General features: G+C 44.7%; 25 protein-coding genes and 1 tRNA gene. 11 read left to right on the plus strand and 15 right to left on the minus strand.

All coding sequences use genetic code 11. The annotated features are described in order from the left end of the window. Positions 1–68: 68 nt before the first annotated feature. The 3 genes from proS to TA_RS04835 all read right to left on the minus strand — a co-directional run bounded on the left by proS (position 69) and on the right by TA_RS04835 (position 2,856). Entirely contained in the window at positions 69–1,457 is a 1,389-nt protein-coding gene (gene proS / locus TA_RS04825) for a proline--tRNA ligase (protein ID WP_010901346.1), read from the minus strand. Positions 1,458–1,649: 192 nt separating this feature from the next. Then, the gene (locus TA_RS04830) at positions 1,650–1,973 is read right to left on the minus strand and encodes a TA0938 family protein (RefSeq protein ID WP_048161871.1); all 324 of its coding nucleotides are present in this window, start codon (positions 1,971–1,973) and stop codon (positions 1,650–1,652) included. Between the two features lies 1 nt (position 1,974). Next, positions 1,975–2,856, minus strand: coding sequence for a thiaminase II/PqqC family protein (locus tag TA_RS04835; RefSeq protein ID WP_197525257.1), 882 nt, complete (start codon positions 2,854–2,856; stop codon positions 1,975–1,977). 188 nt (positions 2,857–3,044) lie between these two features. On the opposite strand from TA_RS04835, the gene TA_RS04840 reads away from it, so the two are divergent. Next, a tRNA-Leu gene (locus TA_RS04840) sits at positions 3,045–3,129 on the plus strand. A 14-nt stretch (positions 3,130–3,143) separates the two neighbouring features. Then, the gene (locus TA_RS04845; RefSeq protein ID WP_048161872.1) at positions 3,144–3,374 is read left to right on the plus strand and encodes a hypothetical protein; all 231 of its coding nucleotides are present in this window, start codon (positions 3,144–3,146) and stop codon (positions 3,372–3,374) included. Here the strand turns inward: TA_RS04845 and TA_RS04850 are convergent. After that, a complete protein-coding gene (locus TA_RS04850) occupies positions 3,358–4,296 on the minus strand; it encodes a transcription initiation factor IIB (protein ID WP_010901349.1) in 939 nt (312 codons plus the stop codon). The genes TA_RS04845 and TA_RS04850 overlap by 17 nt on opposite strands. 11 nt (positions 4,297–4,307) lie before the next feature. After that, positions 4,308–4,463 (minus strand): H/ACA RNA-protein complex protein Gar1, encoded by a 156-nt coding sequence (locus tag TA_RS04855; RefSeq protein ID WP_241761806.1) that lies wholly within the window; start codon positions 4,461–4,463, stop codon positions 4,308–4,310. 322 nt (positions 4,464–4,785) lie between these two features. On the opposite strand from TA_RS04855, the gene TA_RS04860 reads away from it, so the two are divergent. Then, entirely contained in the window at positions 4,786–5,751 is a 966-nt protein-coding gene (locus tag TA_RS04860; RefSeq protein WP_241761807.1) for an NOG1 family protein, read from the plus strand. Then, positions 5,732–7,384 (plus strand): glutamate--tRNA ligase, encoded by a 1,653-nt coding sequence (locus TA_RS04865; protein ID WP_010901352.1) that lies wholly within the window; start codon positions 5,732–5,734, stop codon positions 7,382–7,384. Before TA_RS04860 ends, TA_RS04865 begins: the two co-directional genes overlap by 20 nt. A gap of 107 nt (positions 7,385–7,491) precedes the next feature. On the opposite strand, the gene TA_RS04870 is transcribed toward TA_RS04865, so the two are convergent. The 3 genes from TA_RS04870 to TA_RS04880 all read right to left on the minus strand — a co-directional run bounded on the left by TA_RS04870 (position 7,492) and on the right by TA_RS04880 (position 9,393). Continuing rightward, positions 7,492–7,761, minus strand: coding sequence for a PRC-barrel domain-containing protein (locus tag TA_RS04870; RefSeq protein ID WP_048161875.1), 270 nt, complete (start codon positions 7,759–7,761; stop codon positions 7,492–7,494). 101 nt (positions 7,762–7,862) lie between these two features. Next, a complete protein-coding gene (locus tag TA_RS04875) occupies positions 7,863–8,465 on the minus strand; it encodes a GMP synthase subunit A (RefSeq protein WP_010901354.1) in 603 nt (200 codons plus the stop codon). 4 nt (positions 8,466–8,469) lie between these two features. Then, positions 8,470–9,393 (minus strand): transcription initiation factor IIB, encoded by a 924-nt coding sequence (locus tag TA_RS04880; protein ID WP_010901355.1) that lies wholly within the window; start codon positions 9,391–9,393, stop codon positions 8,470–8,472. A 470-nt stretch (positions 9,394–9,863) separates the two neighbouring features. On the opposite strand from TA_RS04880, the gene aspS reads away from it, so the two are divergent. Then, positions 9,864–11,150: an aspartate--tRNA(Asn) ligase gene (gene aspS / locus TA_RS04885; RefSeq protein ID WP_010901356.1), complete on the plus strand. Its 1,287-nt coding sequence runs from the start codon at positions 9,864–9,866 to the stop codon at positions 11,148–11,150. 411 nt (positions 11,151–11,561) lie between these two features. Beyond that, positions 11,562–12,506, plus strand: a complete 945-nt coding sequence (locus tag TA_RS04890; RefSeq protein WP_010901357.1) for a 3-hydroxyacyl-CoA dehydrogenase family protein — start codon at positions 11,562–11,564, stop codon at positions 12,504–12,506. Between the two features lie 4 nt (positions 12,507–12,510). Here TA_RS04890 and TA_RS04895 read toward each other — a convergent pair whose 3' ends face one another. Together TA_RS04895 and TA_RS04900 are read right to left on the minus strand one after the other, a co-directional pair. Further along, positions 12,511–12,762 (minus strand): hypothetical protein, encoded by a 252-nt coding sequence (locus TA_RS04895; RefSeq protein WP_241761808.1) that lies wholly within the window; start codon positions 12,760–12,762, stop codon positions 12,511–12,513. A 192-nt stretch (positions 12,763–12,954) separates the two neighbouring features. Next, positions 12,955–13,380, minus strand: a complete 426-nt coding sequence (locus TA_RS04900; protein ID WP_010901359.1) for a multiprotein bridging factor aMBF1 — start codon at positions 13,378–13,380, stop codon at positions 12,955–12,957. A 380-nt stretch (positions 13,381–13,760) separates the two neighbouring features. Between TA_RS04900 and TA_RS04905 the strand changes: the two genes are divergently transcribed. From TA_RS04905 to queC, 3 genes are all read left to right on the plus strand, one after another. Then, positions 13,761–14,453 carry a fibrillarin-like rRNA/tRNA 2'-O-methyltransferase gene (locus tag TA_RS04905; protein ID WP_010901360.1) on the plus strand — a complete coding sequence of 231 codons (693 nt, stop codon included), beginning with the start codon at positions 13,761–13,763 and terminating at the stop codon, positions 14,451–14,453. 135 nt (positions 14,454–14,588) lie between these two features. After that, complete coding sequence (locus TA_RS04910; RefSeq protein WP_010901361.1) at positions 14,589–15,053, plus strand: 6-pyruvoyl trahydropterin synthase family protein; 465 nt, start codon at positions 14,589–14,591, stop codon at positions 15,051–15,053. Between the two features lie 21 nt (positions 15,054–15,074). Then, on the plus strand, positions 15,075–15,791 hold the full coding sequence (gene queC, locus TA_RS04915) for a 7-cyano-7-deazaguanine synthase QueC (RefSeq protein ID WP_010901362.1): 717 nt from the start codon (positions 15,075–15,077) through the stop codon (positions 15,789–15,791). A 5-nt stretch (positions 15,792–15,796) separates the two neighbouring features. Here queC and mdh read toward each other — a convergent pair whose 3' ends face one another. Then, positions 15,797–16,774, minus strand: coding sequence for a malate dehydrogenase (gene mdh / locus TA_RS04920; protein ID WP_010901363.1), 978 nt, complete (start codon positions 16,772–16,774; stop codon positions 15,797–15,799). Positions 16,775–16,938: 164 nt separating this feature from the next. Between mdh and TA_RS04925 the strand changes: the two genes are divergently transcribed. Beyond that, on the plus strand, positions 16,939–18,345 hold the full coding sequence (locus TA_RS04925) for a gas vesicle protein GvpD basic region 2 domain-containing protein (protein ID WP_241761809.1): 1,407 nt from the start codon (positions 16,939–16,941) through the stop codon (positions 18,343–18,345). A 2-nt stretch (positions 18,346–18,347) separates the two neighbouring features. On the opposite strand, the gene TA_RS04930 is transcribed toward TA_RS04925, so the two are convergent. Continuing rightward, positions 18,348–18,959, minus strand: coding sequence for a peroxiredoxin (locus TA_RS04930; RefSeq protein ID WP_010901365.1), 612 nt, complete (start codon positions 18,957–18,959; stop codon positions 18,348–18,350). 74 nt (positions 18,960–19,033) lie between these two features. After that, positions 19,034–19,996 carry a porphobilinogen synthase gene (hemB, locus tag TA_RS04935; protein ID WP_010901366.1) on the minus strand — a complete coding sequence of 321 codons (963 nt, stop codon included), beginning with the start codon at positions 19,994–19,996 and terminating at the stop codon, positions 19,034–19,036. A 98-nt stretch (positions 19,997–20,094) separates the two neighbouring features. On the opposite strand from hemB, the gene TA_RS04940 reads away from it, so the two are divergent. After that, entirely contained in the window at positions 20,095–20,427 is a 333-nt protein-coding gene (locus TA_RS04940) for a TA0956 family protein (protein ID WP_010901367.1), read from the plus strand. Between the two features lie 24 nt (positions 20,428–20,451). Here TA_RS04940 and TA_RS04945 read toward each other — a convergent pair whose 3' ends face one another. Beyond that, entirely contained in the window at positions 20,452–20,697 is a 246-nt protein-coding gene (locus tag TA_RS04945; RefSeq protein ID WP_010901368.1) for a hypothetical protein, read from the minus strand. Further along, a complete protein-coding gene (locus TA_RS04950; RefSeq protein ID WP_010901369.1) occupies positions 20,694–21,047 on the minus strand; it encodes a hypothetical protein in 354 nt (117 codons plus the stop codon). Before TA_RS04950 ends, TA_RS04945 begins: the two co-directional genes overlap by 4 nt. Between the last annotated feature and the right edge of the window lies 1 nt (position 21,048).

The following is a 21,048-nucleotide window of genomic DNA, read 5'->3' on the forward strand; positions in this document are numbered from 1 at the left end:
GACAATAATGCATGCAAAGCATGTGATAAAAGGAAATTGCTATCCTGAGCTCCGACCCAGGAATTGCTTCAGTAGGATCTAGAGAAAACGGCCATTTTACCGTTTTTTCCGCATACAACGCACTTCCCTGTCTCACTGGAATCCACCATAAATCCAAGTACCGACTTCTCCGTCTCAGCCTCTATCTTGTCGGAACATTCCTTCGAACCACACCAGAATGCGGTTATAAGGCCATCCCTGTTGAATTCTTCAAGTTTCGTTGCCCTGAAAACATGATCCTTGAAGACCTTCTGAGCATTCTCCATCATCTTTTCCCTTATCCTGATCAGCGTGTCCGGAACTTCGTATATGAGCTTAGATCTCTCGATAGTAAGCTTTCCCTGAATGTTTCTCATCGAAATGGTGAGCGTCCTGTTCTTTACCTCCCTTTCGCCTATCTCTATCCTAAGTGGGACGCCCCTCATCTCCCAGTCGTTGAACTTGTAGCCTGGGGTGTAGTTCTCCCTATCGTCAACCTTGACCCTTATATTTATGCTATTAAGCGTATTTTCAACGTCCCTAGCGTATTCCATAACGCCTGCGCCGGGTATGGGTATTATGATCACCTGTATCGGAGCAACATCTGGAGGCAGCACCAGGCCCTTGTCATCACCATGGATGCCTATTATGGCTGCAAGAAGCCTCTCACTCATACCATAAGTCGTCTGATGCGCGTAGTCAAATGTTCCATCCTCCTTAAGATACTTTATATCATAGTTTTTGGAGAAGTTTGTTCCGTACTGGTGTATGGTTCCGATCTGCAGGGATCTGCCTGATGGAAGAACGGTGTCGAAGGCTATCGTGTACATTGCCCCTGGAAACTTGTCCCAGTCTGGCCTCTGGTCATAGAAATATGGCAGGCAGAGCAGGCTGGAGATCTCCCTCCATATCTCCTTGTACTGATCCATCTGAGCTTCAGCATCTTCGTAGGTTGCATGCGCCGTATGGGCCTCGAAGAAATGTATTTCGCGTATACGTATGAATGATCTCGTATGTTTAGTCTCGTATCTGTAAACGCTCACTATCTGGTATATCTTTAACGGAAGATCGGCGTGCGATCTTATCCAAAGAGAGAACATTGGGTACATAGCAGATTCGCTTGTCGGCCTCAGCGCCAGCTCCTCTTCTAGTTTTTCCTTGCCTCCCTTTGTCACCCAGTAGATCTCGTTTTCAAAGCCCCTTATGTGCTCGAACTCCACCTCAAGCATGCTTCTACCTATGAGTATCGGGAAATTCACTTCCTGGAAATTTCTCTTGTCAACGGCCCTCCTTACAATTGAATCGATGAGACTCATTATCTTCCAGCCATAGGGCAACCACACGTTCATGCCCTTGACCGGATATCTCTTGTCACTGAGCTCAGCAAGCGTGATTATTTCATTGTACCATTCGCTGAAATTCTCCTTTTTGTTCTCCATTTTGCTTAGAATTTAAGAACGATATTTAAATTTCTTCGTATCAAAGCTTCCTTTTTGATGGCTATCATTACGATCCTGATCGGTGAATCGATACTTGCCATGATCATCACCTCTTAATCATTCCAGGAGAAGATCTAAAATAAGGATGAAGCCGGTCGCATCCATTTTCCATTTTGCACATCGGCACAAATTTCATTTATCCGTTATTTTGAATTCTTTTATCACCGCTCCAGGCCCGAATTTCACATAGAATCTTAGTCGATCCTCTCCATTCTTAAGGAGAACATTCCTTCCGAGCTGATAGTTTCCATCTATATGCAGTTCGTCCACATTATGCCTCGCCGTATGCTTGAATGCTTCGTCCATCATGTTCATGAATTCGGCCGCGCAGATGTCGCAGCAGAAGAATAGATCTTCGCCAAGAAAATCAGCATGGTAGTCTCCCCATGTTGCGCCACAGAGTGCACAACCTTTCGATTTGCTTCCTGCCTCCCTGCCATTGACCACTATGTTCACTTCACTCACCCCATGAAGCCTCGAGCATCCTTGCCCTCCTCATCCTGGCGTTGAGATAAACGTAAAAGGCATCCATTGAACGAAGCATTATTGATCTGGTTGTCAGGTCATCCATGGTCGCGGCCTGTACTATCTTGAGGGCCTCACCGGCATGCCCCACATCGGCTTCATAGCCTTCCATCAGAAAATTCTTCACCGCTTCTGGATAATCCGAACCTTTAAGGATCTCTGGATTAAAATAATGGATCGGCGATCCGTCATCCACTAACGTTCTGTCCGCAACCAGTTCAAGCACGTGCATAGCGCCCATCGTATCGATCCAGGAATAGCGATTTGAGATCCCGTACCATACCTCTATTGCCTGCGATGTCTCTGGCAAGGGTGAATATTCCATTATTCGCTTTCTCGACATGCCAAGAGCTTCGCCCATCCTTAGTAGAAGCTCAAGATGCGATGGCTTTCCGTTTAGCCCGATGTATTCTGTCGCCACGTTCTCTACTTCGTATTCGAAGGCATCATCCGAGGTAGTGGAATGTATGACCATCGAAAGCGTCCTTATCCAGTTCTTTAGAAAGAACCTGTGCTCAATGACGTATCCCAAGAGCACAGGAACCGTTGGCTTCTGCATGGCCTCCATGAATGGGTGCGGATGCGCGTAAAATTTAGCTATAAACTCCATTCGTGCCCACCTTATTAGAGATTCTTCAGGCCGGAAAATTCTGATGAGAACATCGCTCAGATCGGAATCCGAGATGCCGTGTTCAATCTGCTCAGCGGATATCCAGGAAGCATGCTTTCCATCACCATGAATGGATCCTGATCTGAAATGCAGTGCTAGGCCCTGCATGTCGTTTACACTCTTCTCGCATACTGGACATATCATGGTAAACATATGCAGGCTATCTATTTAAATTTAAATGGATTTAATATGGTATATATTCAAAGGTGATATTTAATATCATTAGGTCCGAAGAACCCGGTATAATGTTATTAGGATCTCAAGGTTTAAATCACAAAATTTATGCCCATCAATAAGATTGAGCGATGCTTGCCTCAGCGTTCGAACATCATGCAGAGGTTGCCGAGTCAGGTCAAAGGCGGCAGACTCAAGATCTGCCTCCGTAGGGATTCGCCGGTTCGAATCCGGCCCTCTGCATTCAGGAGGTATGAATGAGATCCGAACTTATCATTGAAGATGCAGATTGTGAAAGGTTTCTCATGACGATCAAACCCGACAACTTCGGCGGTATTACGGCAGAATGCAATAATGGTAATGTTAAGATAAAAATAGAAGAGAAAAAATACGGTACAATATTCACCCTGATGGATGATATAATCAGAAGCTATGAGGTATTTGAAAAAATAAGAAAAATTATACCGGATATCACTGCTCTACGTTGAGCTGCAGTTTCTCAGTGAGTTCCTTGTATCTGTTTCTTATCGTAACCTCGGTTACACCAGCAACCTCGGCAACAGCTCTCTGCGTTCTCCGTTCACCGGTCATCAGCGATGCTATGTATATCGCCGCAGCCGCAACTCCTGTTGGCCCCTTGCCCGAAGTCAGACCCGCATTCTCGGCAGATCTCAGTATCTCGAGGGCCTTATTCCTGGTATCCATCGATAACTTCAGCTTTGAACAGAACCTGCTGATATAGTCTTCGGCCTTGGAAGGCATTATGTTCAGCTTTAGATACCTGCTCATTATCCTATAGGTTCGACCTATCTCCTTCTTCTTCACCCTTGTGACCGAGGCTATCTCACCGAGCGTTCTGGGTACGTTAGTTATCCTGCAGGCCGCATAGAGTGCTCCTGCTACAACGCCCTCTATGCTTCGGCCGCGTATCATGTTCTGTTTTACAGCCTTGCGGTAAATAACCGCTGCGGTTTCCTTCACATCGTCCGGTATGCTCAGGTTTGAGGCCATCCTCTCAAGCTCCTGGAGTGCCTGTGAAAGGTTTCTTTCGGCTGCATTTGATACCTTTATCCTCTTCTGCCACTTTCTGAGCCTGTACAGCTGGGCCCTGTTCCTTGTCGGTATGGATCTTCCATACGAATCCTTATTCTTCCATGATATGTCTGTAGAAAGACCCTTATCGTGAATGGTGTAGGTCATTGGGGATCCAGCTCTGGCCCTGCTTTCATTCTGCTCAGAGTCGAATGCCCTCCACTCTGGCCCCTGATCGATATAGGCATCCTCAATGACCGCCCCGCATTCTCCGCAGACAAGTTCTCCATGCTCGTAATCCCTTATAAGATTGGTGGAACCGCATTCAGGGCATCTTTCTATCTCCTCAACCTTTTTCTTTTTCGTATTTTCAACCATTTTTGATCACCTCATTGAATATAAACCGCATCTGCCTGCACGCCCTGGCTGTCAAGACTGACCAGCCCGTATGGTTCATCAACCGGGCCCATAATCTTCACTATCACCCCTATCCTCTTGCCACTGGCATCGTATACCTTTGTCTTCATATCTACGGGACGATCCAACTGTATCACCATATCTCTTCCTCTAATGTTCATTACCTTATAAGCGTGCATTCAGAGTAACATATCGCTTCGTAATATTTAAACATTACGAAATGTATTTAAGTTTTTTATTTCCGTTATTAAAACTTTGATGTCAAATTTCGTCCATCGATGGCCTGAAACCAGTAGAAAATGTAATTGTTATCAATTTATAATAACTTTTACTCGCTTGGTTTGATGACCGCAATCAATTCGGATCACTTGCCCCGGAAAAAAGAAAAGGACATATCTGGTCTTTAGTGCGTACGATAATCATTTATCGCTGGTAATGCTACAGGTAAGAATGCTGTTAAGGATACCGACTGTGCTCAGATCTCAGGAGCTCATTGACAAGGCCTTTTCGAGGGCCAGCAGAATAGAGGAACCTTACTTTCCAGACAAGATAGAACGCATAAGGAAAGAGGTTCAGGACAGAATATCGACGATAGAGAGCATAAGCCGGTCATTCCTGGACAGGCTAGTGAAGAAGTTTCCATCTATAAACAATCTGCACCCGTTTTACAGCAGCCTCATTGATTTGATGTTTGACATCGATCAGTACAAGATATCGCTGTCTAAGATTGACAGAACCTCGCAGATGATTGAACAGATAAGCGGTGAACACATAAGAAGGCTTAAAGCCGCAAAAACAGTCGAGGATGCCAATAGAATCATGCGATCGTACTATGGGAGATTTGCCTCCCTGGTGCATGAGATAGATCAGGATCTTCTATTCCTAGGCAAATGCAGAGATTACATGAAGAAGATACCTGATATAGATGTCAATCTGCGCACTTATATAATTGCAGGCATGCCAAACGTGGGCAAGAGTTCGCTTCTTGCTGCGCTGACCACTAAAAAGCCTGAGATTGCTCCCTATCCATTCACAACAAAGTCTGTAATAATAGGCATAGCCGAACATGGGTATGAAAGAATACAGTTCATAGATACTCCAGGAATTCTAGATCGGGATTTCGACGAGATGAACCAGATAGAGAAGAATGCTGTACTTGCTCTGAGGCATATCAAGGGCACCGTGATCTTTCTCTTCGACTACAGCGATCAGTCGCTGTATGATCCTGAAATGCAGGAGCATCTGTACCAGCAGATAAGAGAGCACATAAATCCCGACATAATAAGGGTGCAAACAAAAATGGATATAAGCAGGGAAAAACGTGAAAAGATAGCAATTTCCGTGAACTCCGAGGGCGGCCTCGATCCACTTAAGGCGATAATATTCGGGAGGGCTGATGATGATGTACGAAGATGATATCAGAAGGATAGCACTAATAAATGCATATCAGCACGAGGGAAAAGCCGATCTCAAGTCTGTCATGGGAAAGGTCATGGCGGAGATTCCGGATCTCAGGCGCGATCCCCGATCAGCTAGGGAGATGGTCTCTCGCATTGTAGACGAGGTCAATTCAATGAGTGCCTATGAGATAAGGGAAACCGTAGAGACCAGATACACCTCATCGATAAGAAAGGAGAAAAAAGTAGAGGAACATCGTCTTCCAGATCTCGAGGGAGTAAACGGGCCGGTAGTAATGAGGATGGCCCCATCTCCGTCCGGACCACTGCATATTGGCCACACCAGGATGGCAATACTCAACGACGAGTATGTCAAAAGGTATGGCGGCGAACTGATTCTCAGGATAGAGGATACAAATCCGAAAAACATAGATCCAGATGCATATCATATGATACCGGAGGATCTTGAATGGCTTGGCGTGAACGTGACGAAGATCGTTATACAGAGTGACAGGTTCGATCTGTACTATGCAGAAGCAAAGAAGCTGATGGAAAACGGCCATATGTATGTCTGCACCTGCCCCAGGGAGGAGTTCAAGAAGAGGAAGCTAGAATCAATACCATGCAAAGATCGCGATAACCCTCCTGAAACCAATCTTGAACTCTTCGATAAGATGATCGATGGCACCATAAAGGAAGGAGACGCCGTTGCAGTGGTGAAGACTGATCTAAAACATCCTAACCCTTCGGTGAGGGACTGGATAGCATTCAGGATCATAGAAGCAAGGCATCCGAGGGTCGATGACAAATACCGCGTCTATCCTATGATGAGCTTCAGCGTTGCCGTGGACGACCATTATCTTGGCCTGACTCATGTCCTTAGAGGAAAGGATCAGCTCACAAACACCGACAAACAGAGGTACATTTTCGATTACAATGGCTGGAAAAAGCCATACTATTACCATTATGGGATGATAAAATTCCCGGGAATCAAGCTGAAAACATCTCTGATGAAAAAGGGGATACTCAGCGGACAGTACGAGGGATGGTCTGATATCAGGCTCGGAACTGTGAGGGCTTTTGCAAAGAGAGGCTACAGACCGGAGACCTTCAGGCGATACTGGATAAACTCCGGACTGCGCGAAATAGATGCGATCTTCTCGATAGAAATATTTGACTCCATAAACCGTGAGATCGTGGATCCTAGAGCGTACCGCTTCTCGTTTGTAAAGGATCCTGTACCAGTTCGCATAGAGGGCATGCCAAACATCAGCGCGAAACTACCATTGCATCCAACGCACCCAGAGTACGGCTTCAGAGAATATGAAGTTAAGGGCTCAGTTTACATAGCCAGTCGGGATTTTGCCGCTATTTCAGAGGGCGAGAGAATAAGGCTGAAGGATCTATGTTACATTAGAAAAAAGGGGAACGGCATAATCTATGACGGTGTTGAAATGACAGAGAAAACCAAGATAATCAACTGGTGCCCAGAGGGGTCTAGGGACTTCTCCGTACTGAAACCTGATGGATCGAAGGACAGTGGCCTTATAGAACCAAAATCCTCAGGATATCGTGGAATCGCACAACTTGAAAGATACGGGTACGTCAACTTTGCTGATGGAGATGATCTGGCCTATTTCACTCACCCCTGATATTACATACACACACACAATCGAAGCATATGATCTTAGAATGAAACAAAAATCTGGAATAGGAATTTCCGCATAAGATGAAAATGGTTGCGTAAATGCGGATCAAATTAAATGTGCATAAGATCCGGAAATGATTTCAGGATTATTATATCTCCAATGGCCTTGACGTAGTTGAATGGTATTGATATTGGATCGCCGTTCTTTACTAGCCTGTCATTTGTGTTCATTATAAAGATCCCGTGTATCTGATTCTTGTCGAAGTCCAGCACTATGTCGTTTACTCTACCTACCTTTATCCCCTTTATCGTGTATACATCTTTGCCTATGAGCGATGCCACATCAAATTCCTTTTCGGCCTCAATCACCACATCCACCATCTTTGATTACCACGTTCAGGCCATGTTCCAAAAAAGATAACGATAAAAATCGTATTAAATTTTGTGATCCGATACACTATAAGGACGTGGATCCGAGATCATCAGTGCTGAAAGTTTTCCTTCTGGATCTCCCTATAAGAGGCGCATATGCCGATGAAGTTCCTGAAGATGTCTCTGCCATACTGAGTGTGTTCCACCTCTGGATGGAACTGTGTAGCGTATATTGGCCTCGTCTTGTGATAGAATCCCTGAACCTGACACGTGGCGGAAGAAGCTGCCAGGGTGAAATCATCCGGCAGATTGATGATTTCATCGTTATGGTTCTCCCAAACGGTTATTTCAGACGGAAGGCCGCCGAATATGTTTTCGCTATGCATAACTGAAACCTTCGTCTTTCCGAATTCTGGATGCTTTGCCTTTACGACGGATGCTCCGAAATGGAGAGCGATGAACTGGGCTCCAACGCATATTCCGAGGATCGGATAGTTGTGATCGTCTATGTATTTTCCTACGCTTCCCAGCTTGTCCAATTCCTCGTCTATATTCGGAGCTCCTCCGCTCAATACGAGGCCATCCAGGCCATCAAGTTCGCTTGAATCGATATCGTTTGGAACGATCTTCGTGTCAACACCGAGCTCTCTCAGCACACGCCATTCTCGGTGAGTCCACTGGCCACCGTTATCAACAACGTATATCTTCAACATGACCCTATTCCGATATAGAGATGTTAAGCGCCTTGCTTATCTCCTTGTATCTGTTCCTTATTGTCACTTCGGTAACACCTGAAATCCTTGCTATTTCCTTCTGTGTCCTGGGTTTTCCGACCTTCACAGAAGCTATGTAAATCGCGGCCGCAGCTATGCCTGTTGGACCTTTTCCGGAGGAAATGCCCATGGACATGGCCTGCCTTACTATATCCTCACTTATCACTATTGCCTGCTTGTCAAGATCGAGCTTGTTGCAGAACTGGGAAATGTAAGAGAACGGGGTTGTTGGCTTCAGGTTCAGATCAAGTTCCTTAGCAAGATGCCTATACGCTTTTCCGATCTTTTTCTTGTTTACCTCAGATGCCTTCGAAATCTCATCAAGAGTACGAGGTATGTTAACCTTCCTGCAAGCAGCATATATGGATGCACATACTATGCTCTCAATGCTCCTTCCTCTGATGAGGTTCTTCTCTACCGCCTTTCTGTATATCAAAGCTGCCGTTTCCTTGATGTCCTTCGGAATGCCCAATTTCGCACCGATATCGTTCAAGAGCTGAAGTGCAAGGGACAGATTCCTCTCCGCAGCATTGGAAACACGTATTCTCTGATGCCATTTTCTAACACGGTATATCTGTGCCCTATTTTTGTGCGGGATCCTCTTTCCATAATAATCCTTATTCGACCAGGATATCTCCGTGGCGAGGCCCTTATCATGGCTCAGGTAGGTCATGGGTGATCCGGTTCTCGCTCTCCGTTCGTCCTGGTCTGAGTCGAATGCCCTCCACTCTGGCCCCTGATCGATGTAGGCATCCTCAATAACAGCTCCACAGTCTGCACAGATGAGCTCGCCGTGTTCATAATCCCTTATTAGGTGTTCAGAATTGCATTCAGGACAACGCTTCGGTGTTTCCCCTTCAACAGTCATCTTATCACTATAACGCCTCTACATCATTGGATGTATTTAAACATTTTTTATTTTTAGTTACTCCTTAATAATATACACTCATACCATTTAAGAGCATTATTTCAAGATTCTGCAAACAACATCATGAAAATTTAATTCGCAATTATTTTATACCAAAAGTTATAAGTACAGAGAAAGGCGCTGTATAGATAAATATTTTAACTTTTTGCATTGATGACAAGACAAATTATTTCACTCCTAATGTATTTTTATTTGAACAATCATTTAATTTATTTCAACGAATGGCAATTACGATTATCGTAATCAATGGACATCTATCGAACCATTAAGCATGACTTTGATTAATTTTCGTATTATCGTACTGCGCATGTTAGACTGTTCGAATTTTGGCTGATGATGTACAGAAAAATGCCAGCAAACTCAAATTGCAAATCTGAGATAATTTAATATGGCTATTGCAATAAACGGCTATGCCCAGAACCTATATAGACACCCTTAGGGATCACGAGGATGGCGCGAAAGTTGTCGTATATGGCTGGATGCAGGAAGCCAGGATAATGAAAAATATCTCATTTCTCATGATCAGAGATAATACCGGTACAATACAGGCAACATTCAAGAACGATGAGGCCACTCTGGACATAATAAAGAGAATAAACAGAGAGAGCATTGTCCGTGTCGATGGATCCGTGAATAAAAAGAGCATAAGTAAGGCCGGTATTGAAATAAGTGGAACTTCAATATCCATTGTAAATGAAGCAGAGGCGCCATTACCCCTTCCGGTTGTTGATCCGGTCCAGGCCGATCTTGAAACCAGACTCAACAGTAGATTTATGGATCTGAGGAAGAGGAACATCTCTGCAATTTTTCGCATAGAAAGCGCACTTCTATGGGGCATAAGGCAGTATCTCCATAGCCAAAAGTTCATAGAGGTGCATACTCCGAAGATAGTGGCCGCCGCAACTGAAGGTGGATCTGATCTATTCCCCGTCCGTTATTTTGAAAAGGATGCCTACCTCAACCAGAGCCCACAGCTCTATAAAGAGGTCCTGATGTCTGCCGGCTTTGACCGAGTATTTGAAGTTGGCCCGGCATTTCGCGCCGAGGAGCACAACACGACAAGGCATCTCAATGAATTCACCTCCATAGATATAGAGATGAGCTTTGCGGATCATAATGATGCTATGGCTATGCTGGAGAATGCCATAAGATCCGGCATTGAGAATGCCGTAAGGGAAAATGCAGAGGACTTTGAATCGCTTGGAATCTCCATCAGCGTGCCCGAGACTCCGTTTCCAAGGATAACGTATGAACAATGCATCGATCTCCTGCAGAAAGATGGGATTGATTTCACCTTCGGTGACGATTTTTCACCGGACCAGCTCAGGACGATAGGATCGAGGTTTAGCGGCTTCTACTTTATTACTGAATGGCCATCGTCTGTAAGGCCATTTTACACCATGCCAAAGTCTGAGGATCCTAGGCTTACCAACTCATTCGATCTGCAATATCGTGAGATAGAAGTTACCTCAGGGGCACAGAGGGTTCATGATCCAAAAATGCTCATACAGAGATTCAATGAAAAAAAATTGGATGTTAAATCATTTCAGTTCTACGTTGATGCTTTTAAATATGGCATGCCCCCACATGCTGGTTGGGGGCTTGGCCTTGAACGCCTAACCATGATTCTTCTTGGACTCAACAATATAAGGGAAACCACCTTATTTCCTAGGGATAGAACCCGCATTGTTCCTTGATCTCCTGTCCTTTTTCCCTTCGTCAAAGACTAACCTATCCATGTCATCGGACGAACCAATTTCGTCCTTCAATATGTCGTCGAGTTTTTTCGAGCCCATTGCTCAACATGATTATTACACAATTTTGATATATAAACTTTTTTATCCTATGACAGTATAATTTGTCTTGTACATGTCACACAATTACCCCATGATGGCTGAAAATTCGGATCATTTCGTTTTATAGTCCTTTCATTCCTCATATGTACAATTTGGCTATGAGAACATGGATTTTCGATTGACAAATTACGGCGAAGATCTATACATCATAATGGAAACGATCCATGCCTGAAGTTTGCATTTCATGGGGGAATGCCCTGTCCATGCGTATCTGAAGCGAAGTAATTTATCCGATCTCCTGATCATTTCCCCATGGAAATTAAAACAGTAGGGGTTATAGGTGCTGGAACAATGGGATCTGCAATAGCTGAGCTTTTCGCCTTCAACGGTTTCAATGTAGTTATGAAAGATCAGAACATGGATCTTGCGAGATCCGGCTATTCCGGGATAGAGAAAATACTGAATGATATGAAGAGGATAAATGACGAGAAACCGGAAAAGGAAATAGCTAGGATCGAGAATTATGGAATCAAGCTATCAGACGATCAGAAGAATGCCATCAGGAAAAAGATCGGAGTACAGGTTGATGTAAACGCCATGCTGAAGAGAATAAGTCTCACGGATAAGTATTCAGATCTGTCTTCATGCGATCTCGTCATCGAGGCTGCCTTCGAAAACCAGGATGTTAAGAACAGGATATTTTCGGACATTTCTGATCTATCTGAACATGCAATCATAGCCTCAAACACATCCTCGCTGAGCATAACAGAGATGTCCTCGCGCCTGAAAAGGCCTGAAAATGCACTCATTCTGCACTTCTTCAATCCTCCATACCTCCTTCCGCTCGTGGAGGTTGTTCCGTCCCTCTACACATCAGATGAGGCCAAGAACACTGCAGTATCTCTGATATCCAGAATGAAGAACCACCGTGAGGGCATGGTGCCGGTTATGGCGAAAGAACGCGAGGGCTTCATAGTCAACAGACTGCTTATACCGCTTATAAATTCAGCTTCGGATCTTCTCGATAGTGGCGTGGCGTCTGCAGAAGACATAGATACTGCCATGAAGAAGGGTGCTGGATTCCCAATGGGGCCGCTGGAGCTAGCCGACATGATAGGCATAGATGTAGTTGTTGACGTCATGGAAGTACTCGAAAGGGCTTATGGTGAAAGATACAAGACATCTGTGATCCTAAGAAGAATGCGGGAGGCGAATCGATTGGGAAGAAAAACGAGAATTGGATTTTATAAATATTAAAAAATTATTTCATAGGGGTAAGGTCAGTCCTCTGCTTGTTGAGAACCACCACTGTGGGCTCAACAATGTACTTGGACTTTGAGATCCGTGTGATAGAAATTAGGGCAGACTTTCTATTGTTGTTGGCAAACATCTTCCGAATCTCATACACAAGACTCTTGTTCACAAACAGCTCGACATATATTGGTACACCCCTGTTGTACCATATGGCGATTATCGAACCCTTTGAGACTCGCTCAACATCCTCCCTTTCCACTTCGACGTCTATTCGTTGCCCTATTTCTATTTTCAACTTGCTTACCCAATTTCTAATAAAAAAGACGATTATATAAGCTTTTCCTGTATTAAAGGTTAAAATCGTTTAATTTCAATAATAACTTGATTCGGGCATCTGGAAACACAGTGACTGACTTTATGTAGCAATTTTGATATATCAAATGGACACTTCTCATGCCTTTTCCACCAGCGTTATCCCGAGTATCTTCTCAAGTTTCCTTGCAGTTTTGAGATCGGGCATGAGATCGCCTCTTTCTATGCTGGCTATGACATTTTTCCTCTCGAAGATCTTTGCAGCAAGATCGGCCTGAGACATGGCCAATCTTTCTCTGGCATTTTTTACCAGTTCAGCGTAATCTTCCACTATATCGAGATCCTCGTCGCTCACCTTTTTTGCGGGCTTCTTGATTGCGACAGGCCTAGGCTGCGGCCTCTCAGGCAACTGTACTTTTATAGCTTGATCCACAGGCTTGAACTTATTGTGTTCTATCACAGGCGTTCCAAATTTGGCGCAATCGTCGCAGACGTTGAGAACTGCACCATCTATCATGATCTTTGTGGTCTTCGACACCTTTTTTCCACACATCTCGCATTCCATAATGATTCAAGCATGCCTTCTAAATAATTAATCTTTTAGCGAGCGAATGCCAGGGTATCTTGGATCTTAAGAAAGCCGGCAATGCCCGATTGTATATCATCTGCGGTTGCCAAATAATGGGGAATGTGTTCACATAATTTATGCCTGTGTAAGTGAAGAATAGTAGAATTTCTAAAAATAATTTAAGGCATCGCTAATCTTTGAAAAAACCACATCTCTCAGGACTGGAATGCCATATGACATTACGAGGAAAAAATCGACTGAAGGAGCTGGCCGAGATCCATGAATAACGATGGATCGAAGTTTCGATGTGCTTGCGGTATTCCACTGGCTATGGATACTGCCAATTTATATATATCGCAAGCCTATGCTAATCCTGAATGCAAGAGAAGATCCGCAGGAAATCTTCGCAGCCCGTGTACCTGTACGGAATGAAGAACATGCTTAGGATTGGAAATAAACTGTATACCAGGACTTCAAAGAATAAGAAGGTTTATGGAGAGGATATAATAAGATTCGAACACGCCAACTACAGGGAGTGGAGGCCAGACAGGAGCAAACTGGCCGCCGCAATACTAAAAGGCCTCCACAATATGCCCATAGGCGAAAGCAGCAGCATTCTCTACCTTGGTGCGTCAACCGGTACAACTGTGAGCCATGTCTCTGACATTGCCCCATCGGGGAGGATATATGCAGTGGAAGTTGCCTACGAGCCGTTTTCAAAGCTCCTTGATCTAGCCGAACAGCGGGATAATATATATCCTATCCTGGAAGACGCAAACCTTCCAGAACGTTACCGTTTTTTCGTAGATCACGTCGATGTGATCTACCAAGATATATCCCAAAGAAATCAGATCGCAATTTTCAAGAGAAACATGGATGAGTTTCAACCAAGATCCGCCTTCCTGGTACTCAAGACAAGATCCATCGCTTCTACCGAGGATGCAAAGACCATACTGAGGAAGACGATCGAACAGCTGTCGTCTTATAACATAAGGGAGGTAATAGACCTCTCACCGTACGATACCGATCATTATCTAATTCTGGTAGACGCCAAAGGCGTACGCCGATGACACCGCTGCGATTCGGTGCATAGTAAGGAAAATACGAAACTAATGCGAATAAACAAACATACATCAAATCATAGGTGGCAGTTCCAATCATCGATAATATATATCCTTATTCCATAGGGTATTATGAGATTGACTGTGAACGGTTGGTATACGAACATGCGGTTTTCCGCTGCACACTTTATACCTTCGCATTTCAAATGTTCCCGCCTGCATGGCCATGACTACGGCGTAATTGTCAACGTCGAGGGAGATATGGTGGATGGTATGCTCATCGACTTCATCGAATTAAAGAATGCCATAAGATCGGTCATAAACGAGATGGATCACAAGCTTCTGGTGCCTGCGAAAGCCAACATCGCAAGGTATGATGAAGAAAGAGATGAGTATGAGATAAATTATAGCAATAAGAGGATGGTGATTCCCGGGGAATTTGTCTATCTCTGCGATGTTCACAATACCACGAGTGAAGAGCTATCAGAGTATATAGCAAGGAGAGTCGGAGAGAAACTCAGGCTCAAGAAAAACATAAGGAAGCTCGAGATATCTGTCGAAGAGGGTCCAGGCCAGGGCGTTTATTCTGAAGCGGGCATATCGTTATGATCCTGCCATGGTGATTTAGAAATGGAGAGGAAGAAGGCAGTTGTCCTGCTATCTGGGGGCCTAGATTCGAGTACCGTTTTAGCATACGCCATATCTCTTGGCTACGAAGTTCACGCCATATCATTCGACTACGGGCAGAGGCATTCAAGGGAGATGAACAGTTCCGAAGAACTAGCAAAATACTACGGAGTTGACAGAAAGATCGTGCATGTGGATCTCAGATCCATAGGTAAGAGTGCGCTCACCGATGACATCGAAGTTCCTTCAAGGGATCTTGAATCCATACCTGAAGAGATCCCGGTTACGTACGTACCGGCTAGAAACACCATATTTCTATCCATAGCGGCAGCATACGCTGAATCGATAGGATCAACGGACATATTCATCGGTGCAAACGCAATCGACTACAGTGGGTATCCAGACTGCAGGCCGGAGTATTTCAACGCCATGGAGAAGGCGCTTACACTTGGCACGGAGATAGGGCTCAGGAAGGGCATGCACATAAATGTACCCTTGCAGTATCTGACAAAAGCCGACATAATCAGGATGGGCCTGAAGCTAGGCGTTCCATACGAAAAGACATGGTCATGCTATAAGGGAGGGGAAAAGGCATGCGGAGAATGCGATTCATGCCTCCTGAGGCTCAAGGGATTCATGGAGGCTGGTTCAGAAGATCCGCTGGAATACGAAAAATACCCTACCTTCTATAAAGACTACATTGAAAAAAGAAAAAAATAGATGGATCAGTGGGCGTGCTTTGCGATCCACTCGTCCACTTTCTTTGAGCTGGCCTCAACTGAAGCCACACTCTTCTTCCAGAGCTCAAGTTCATCCGGCTTGAAGTCTATGTCGTATATCTGTTCTACACCCTTCTCTCCGATCTTTATCGGCACGCCTATGAACTTGTCCCTTATTCCGTAGTGGTCCGCATGCTTGCCGGTTATGTAAGCTGCGCACGGTATGACGCGTTTCTTGTCCATGATCACAGATTCCACCATCGCGGTTATGGATATGCCAGGTGCGTAGAAAGCGCTGCCTGTCTTCAGATAGTTCACGATCTCTCCGCCGCCAAACCTCGTCCTCTTCACTATCTCATCGATCTTCTCCTTTGAAAGCAGGTTCTCTATGGGTATGCCGGCAACGCTGGAGTATCGTATGAACGGCACCATATCATCTCCGTGTCCCCCAATGACGAATGCGTTAACGTCTTCAACAGACACATTCAATTCCTTTGCGAGAAAGGTTCTGAACCTTGAACTGTCAAGAGATCCGCCGAGACCCATTATCTTCGATGGATCTATGCCGGTAAACTTCTGCAATGCATAGGCCATTATATCGGCTGGGTTTGATACCACCACTATTATTGAATCTGGCGAGTATTTCTTTATGTTTCTCGAAACGTCAGATATTATCTCCACGTTCTTGTCAAAGAGATCGTCCCTGCTCATCCCTGGCTTCCTTGCCAGTCCAGCCGTAACGACTATGACGTCGCTGCCCTCCATGTTCTTGTACTTGGTTTCATCACTCGTACTGAAACCCACCACATCAAGATCGTATCTCCAGTGTGGAGCTCCCTCCTGAATATCCAGAGCCTTTCCCTCAGGAATTCCATCTACAACATCAAACAGATAAACATCGCCGAGCTGTTTTGCGGCCAAGAACTGTGCGACTGTGGCACCTACATTTCCGGCGCCTATTACAGAAATCTTCTTTCTTGCCATAAATGAGTATCCCTTCGTTATTAAAAAATTGTTCTAATTTTTATGCATAAATCGCTATGAAAAAATGGAAAATTTAACCATTCGCAAATAAATTAATATATAGAAAAAAGTTAGACATAATATAATCTGGGAGGCGTCGATGCAACTTGGCTACTGATCCGATCATGTATATATTCGAACAGTTTTTCGATCAGCGTTTCGGAAAATCAATGGTCATTAAGGGCAAGCCGGGTTCCGGCAAGACAACCTTCACTTTGGATTTTTTGACGTCGATCAGAGATCATCATCCAGTTTACTACATTTCATCTAGGTCAACTGATTCTGCCATATCTGAAGCCTATCCCTGGATCAAGGAACGGTTCAGCGGTGAGGGCGAGATCAGTAAGGTCAAGACGGACTACCTGAACCGGTTCGAGAAGATGGTTGAGGAGGGGAAATTCGGGGATTTCCTTAAGGACGGATTGATAATAGATACGAAGAAGATCGTGCCAATAGTACACTCGCTTTACGAATTTGTTGACGCTCACATTGGCGAAAGGCCAATAATAGCCCTGGATTCCATCGACGCCATCGCGGAGGAATACAATATACCTGAGGATTTTCTCTTTCTGATGCTGAAGAACGATCTCGTTGAGGGTTCGGGGGCAAATCTCGTTTCCATTCTTGAAGCAAAGCAAAACGAGAGGCTTGAGTACTTCGCAGATGGAGTCGTGAGCCTTGATTACAACATAAAGAACGACATGCTCATACGGTCTCTGACGCTGGAAAAGATGAGGGGCATATCCATCGGGCCATATCCAAGCTACATGTTCTCATTGGCAGGTGGAAAGTTCAACAGCGTTATGAGGAGCAGCCTTGTCTTTCCAGATACCAAGTATGAGCCTGCCAGGATCTCGGATCCGGCTGAGTTCCAGGTCTCACTCGGCGATCCCGAATACGGCAAGCTCACGCCAGAGGGTACTGACACTGTACCTGGAGGTTCCATAGTAATACTGCACCTCAAGGATAAGGGGGCAGCAGTCAACGATTTCGTATCTCTGTTCAAAACGAATTTGATAATAACGAATATAATCCAAGGGCGAGGCGTGATCGATGTAACGGCCAGTGGCTACGAAACGTACACCGTGCTTCTCAAATCCCTTGCAGGCAAGTATCTTAATAACTACATAACCACTTCGAAATCCGATATGATCAATCCATATGTCATATCACTAAAAGGCGTTAGGCTCAAGGATGATATAAACAGAGAAATAATAGAGGTTAAACTTGCCCAGTCCAAGGGACCTTACATATACTTCTTCTCATCGGATTATCTCTACCTCGTCTACGGTCCTGAATTCCTGAACCAGATCATAGAGGTCGTGGATGATATAAGGACAACTGGTGTGATCTTCATAGTGGCCGATGACACCACCTACGACAAGATGTTCTCTGCTTCCCATATTTCACTGGATCTATTTTCAGTAAACGGTTATGCCGCAGTATCTTCGAACAAAACATCTTCCTACTTGATACAGATAATGCCAGATGAAAAAAGATGGCCAAAAATAAGATTTATAGAGATAGAGTGAGTTTATTTCACAAACTTCAGATACCAGGTCTTCACACCCGGTTCTCCATCCCTCTTCAGGCTTGCATCAACCGTTGAAGGTGCGCCCTCTATTCCCTCCTGCCCGGGCTGCCAGTTGGCTGGCGTGGCTAGCTTGCGTTCCCAGTTGAACTGCAGGGCCTTTATCACCCTTATTATCTCGTCTATGTTCCTTCCTGTCTCGGCCGGATAGTAGATCATCCACCTGACTATCTGGTTCGGATCGATGATGAAAACTCCCCTGACGGTTGCGCCGGACTTCTCATCGATCAGGTTGTACTGCCTGGCAACCTCCTTGTCTATGTCCGCAATTATCGGGAATGGTATTTCAATACCGAAGTGCTCCTTTATGTCCCTTATCCACGCTATATGGCTGTACACGCTGTCGATGCTGAGGCCGAGGAGTTCAACGCCCAGAGCCTGGAAATCCTTGTATCTCTCTGTAAATGCTATGAACTCCGTTGTGCACACCGGTGTGAAATCACCTGGATGCGAAAACAGCAGAACCCACTTTCCCCTGTAGCTGGACAGGGTTACAGGACCCTTTGACGTGTTCACGGTAAAATCCGGAGCCTTTTGACCCAATGTTACTGGCATTCAAATCACCATAAAATGATGCTTGAAAGGAATATAAGTGTATTGAATTGTGCATAGCTAATATTTAACGAATATCATTTTGAATTCGTTAGTATCTGTTCCGTGAAGTACGTTATCACTATATCCGCACCGGCTCGGAATATGGAAACTAATGATTCTCGTATGGCATCTTCGGACAGGTACCCGTTCTTCACCGCATTGTATATCATATTGTACTCGCCGCTCACGCTGTACGCAGCCAACGGCAGATCGAATCTTTCTCTGGCCTTAGCTATGATATCCAGGTAGAAAATCGCCGGTTTTACCATTATTATGTCTGCACCCTCGTACACGTCCAGATCGATCTCCCTGAGCGCTTCCCTCTGGTTTCTGTAATCCATCTGGTAGCTCTTTCTGTCTCCGACCTTCGGAGCGGATTCCGCGGCTTCCCTGAATGGGCCATAGAGATTTGATGAGAACTTGGAACTGTACGCCATGATCATCACGTTTTCGAAGCCATCATTATCCAGTTCATCCCTTATGGCCGATACCTGCCCATCCATCATACCGCTAGGGGCGACTATATCCACACCGGCCTCTGCATAGCTTTTCGCTATTTTCCTGTACACCTCAAGCGTTGAGTCGTTGTCCACATAACCATCCTTCAACAGGCCGCATTGCCCTGTATCTGTGTATTCACATAGACAAAGATCCGCAATTGTTATTATGTTCGTGTTATCTTTGATTACGGATATGGCCTTCTGTATCACGCCATTCTTGTCGTAGGCAGCACTTCCCATACTATCCTTATGCGATGGAACGCCGAACAGTAGGACAGATTTCACTCCTATGTCTTCAAGGTGTTTCACATAGGCCTTCAGATCTCCAAGCGGATATCTCAGTATTCCCGGCATGGAGGAGATCTCTACCGGCTTCGAAATGCCCTCTTCAACAAATATTGGCATAACCAGCTTCTCCGGCCTGATCGAAGTTTCGGAGAAAAGATCCCTGAAATTCTGATCCTTTCTGTACCTTCTCATTCTAATGATCGGGAACATATATCGTCATGCTTACCACGGATAAATAGGATGCATATATGCAAAATTAGCTCTAAGAACCACATTAAATAAATTATATCAGAAATGAATATGGAAATATGACGCTCTGTGCAATGTACAATATATCGATGGCCGGTTCTCATCCAACCACAATATGCGTTGTCATGGATAGGTTCCTGGAATCATTCAGTGAACTTTATGATATCATCGATGAAAACGACACCGATGTCATGATGGATTTCATCTCAAGGTTCGCAAGAACAGATGAGATCATGCCGGAAGATAAAACGGTCGGATTCGTTGTTGTCAACGCTGATAAGAAGCTCATGTCTGTATCATTTTCCGACATAGATGAGAACATGAAAAAGGTAATAAAGGCAACAGCCGAGAAATTCAAAAACAAAGGATTCAAAGTTGAAACGGATATGTAATTCGGAAAATTGAAATTATGAATTTTAGTACATGGTCAGGTTGTATTTCCTGTCCATGAACTCGTAATCTTTTCGGTTTTTTATGCTCAGCAGCTTTGTGAGTTCCTTCATCTTTTCTACGTAACGATCGTCGTAAATTTCACGGCCTAGAACCAGGCGCCCGAGATCGTCATCGAACATTACCTGCTCTCCGTGCTTTTTCAGGCAGTGAATGCATTCCGCCGCCTCTTCTTCATCCTCTATGTGATTAAAGCATTCTTCGAAACTCATCTGTCATCACACCTCTTGCCATCGAAGTACGGGAATCTCACGTTATAACGATCAATCGAGAAGAACAGATAGTAAGGGAAGCTCCTAAGAAAGTCAGGGTCTATGAATTTAGATAGCGCATCCATGTTTCCATCTATGTATGCCTTTAAGTCCTTCCAGGATCTCCTGCCTCTCACGACGTCGTCGAGTATGCTTATGAATTCATAGTAAGGGTCATATCTGGAATCTCCGGTGGTCGATTTATAGAGTTCTAGCTTCTTTCTGGCATTGAATATCACCTTATAAGCATCGTCGACTTCACCGGCCAGAAGGGCACTCCTTATAACATCCATATTGAGGTTCGCGTTCATC

The organism is Thermoplasma acidophilum DSM 1728 (assembly GCF_000195915.1).
Classification (GTDB): Archaea; Thermoplasmatota; Thermoplasmata; order Thermoplasmatales; family Thermoplasmataceae; genus Thermoplasma; species Thermoplasma acidophilum.

Coding starts and splice junctions, on each gene's coding strand:
- proS (WP_010901346.1), bottom strand. CDS start 1,457: ATGGAGAACAAAAAGGAGAATTTCAGCGAATGGTACAATGAAATAATC.
- TA_RS04835 (WP_197525257.1), bottom strand. CDS start 2,856: ATGATATGTCCAGTATGCGAGAAGAGTGTAAACGACATGCAGGGCCTA.
- TA_RS04845 (WP_048161872.1), top strand. CDS start 3,144: ATGAGATCCGAACTTATCATTGAAGATGCAGATTGTGAAAGGTTTCTC.
- TA_RS04850 (WP_010901349.1), bottom strand. CDS start 4,296: ATGGTTGAAAATACGAAAAAGAAAAAGGTTGAGGAGATAGAAAGATGC.
- TA_RS04860 (WP_241761807.1), top strand. CDS start 4,786: ATGCTGTTAAGGATACCGACTGTGCTCAGATCTCAGGAGCTCATTGAC.
- TA_RS04865 (WP_010901352.1), top strand. CDS start 5,732: ATGATGATGTACGAAGATGATATCAGAAGGATAGCACTAATAAATGCA.
- TA_RS04870 (WP_048161875.1), bottom strand. CDS start 7,761: ATGGTGGATGTGGTGATTGAGGCCGAAAAGGAATTTGATGTGGCATCG.
- TA_RS04875 (WP_010901354.1), bottom strand. CDS start 8,465: ATGTTGAAGATATACGTTGTTGATAACGGTGGCCAGTGGACTCACCGA.
- TA_RS04880 (WP_010901355.1), bottom strand. CDS start 9,393: ATGACTGTTGAAGGGGAAACACCGAAGCGTTGTCCTGAATGCAATTCT.
- aspS (WP_010901356.1), top strand. CDS start 9,864: ATGCCCAGAACCTATATAGACACCCTTAGGGATCACGAGGATGGCGCG.
- TA_RS04890 (WP_010901357.1), top strand. CDS start 11,562: ATGGAAATTAAAACAGTAGGGGTTATAGGTGCTGGAACAATGGGATCT.
- TA_RS04900 (WP_010901359.1), bottom strand. CDS start 13,380: ATGGAATGCGAGATGTGTGGAAAAAAGGTGTCGAAGACCACAAAGATC.
- TA_RS04905 (WP_010901360.1), top strand. CDS start 13,761: ATGCAAGAGAAGATCCGCAGGAAATCTTCGCAGCCCGTGTACCTGTAC.
- queC (WP_010901362.1), top strand. CDS start 15,075: ATGGAGAGGAAGAAGGCAGTTGTCCTGCTATCTGGGGGCCTAGATTCG.
- mdh (WP_010901363.1), bottom strand. CDS start 16,774: ATGGCAAGAAAGAAGATTTCTGTAATAGGCGCCGGAAATGTAGGTGCC.
- TA_RS04925 (WP_241761809.1), top strand. CDS start 16,939: ATGTATATATTCGAACAGTTTTTCGATCAGCGTTTCGGAAAATCAATG.
- TA_RS04930 (WP_010901365.1), bottom strand. CDS start 18,959: ATGCCAGTAACATTGGGTCAAAAGGCTCCGGATTTTACCGTGAACACG.
- hemB (WP_010901366.1), bottom strand. CDS start 19,996: ATGTTCCCGATCATTAGAATGAGAAGGTACAGAAAGGATCAGAATTTC.
- TA_RS04940 (WP_010901367.1), top strand. CDS start 20,095: ATGACGCTCTGTGCAATGTACAATATATCGATGGCCGGTTCTCATCCA.
- TA_RS04945 (WP_010901368.1), bottom strand. CDS start 20,697: ATGAGTTTCGAAGAATGCTTTAATCACATAGAGGATGAAGAAGAGGCG.
- TA_RS04950 (WP_010901369.1), bottom strand. CDS start 21,047: ATGAACGCGAACCTCAATATGGATGTTATAAGGAGTGCCCTTCTGGCC.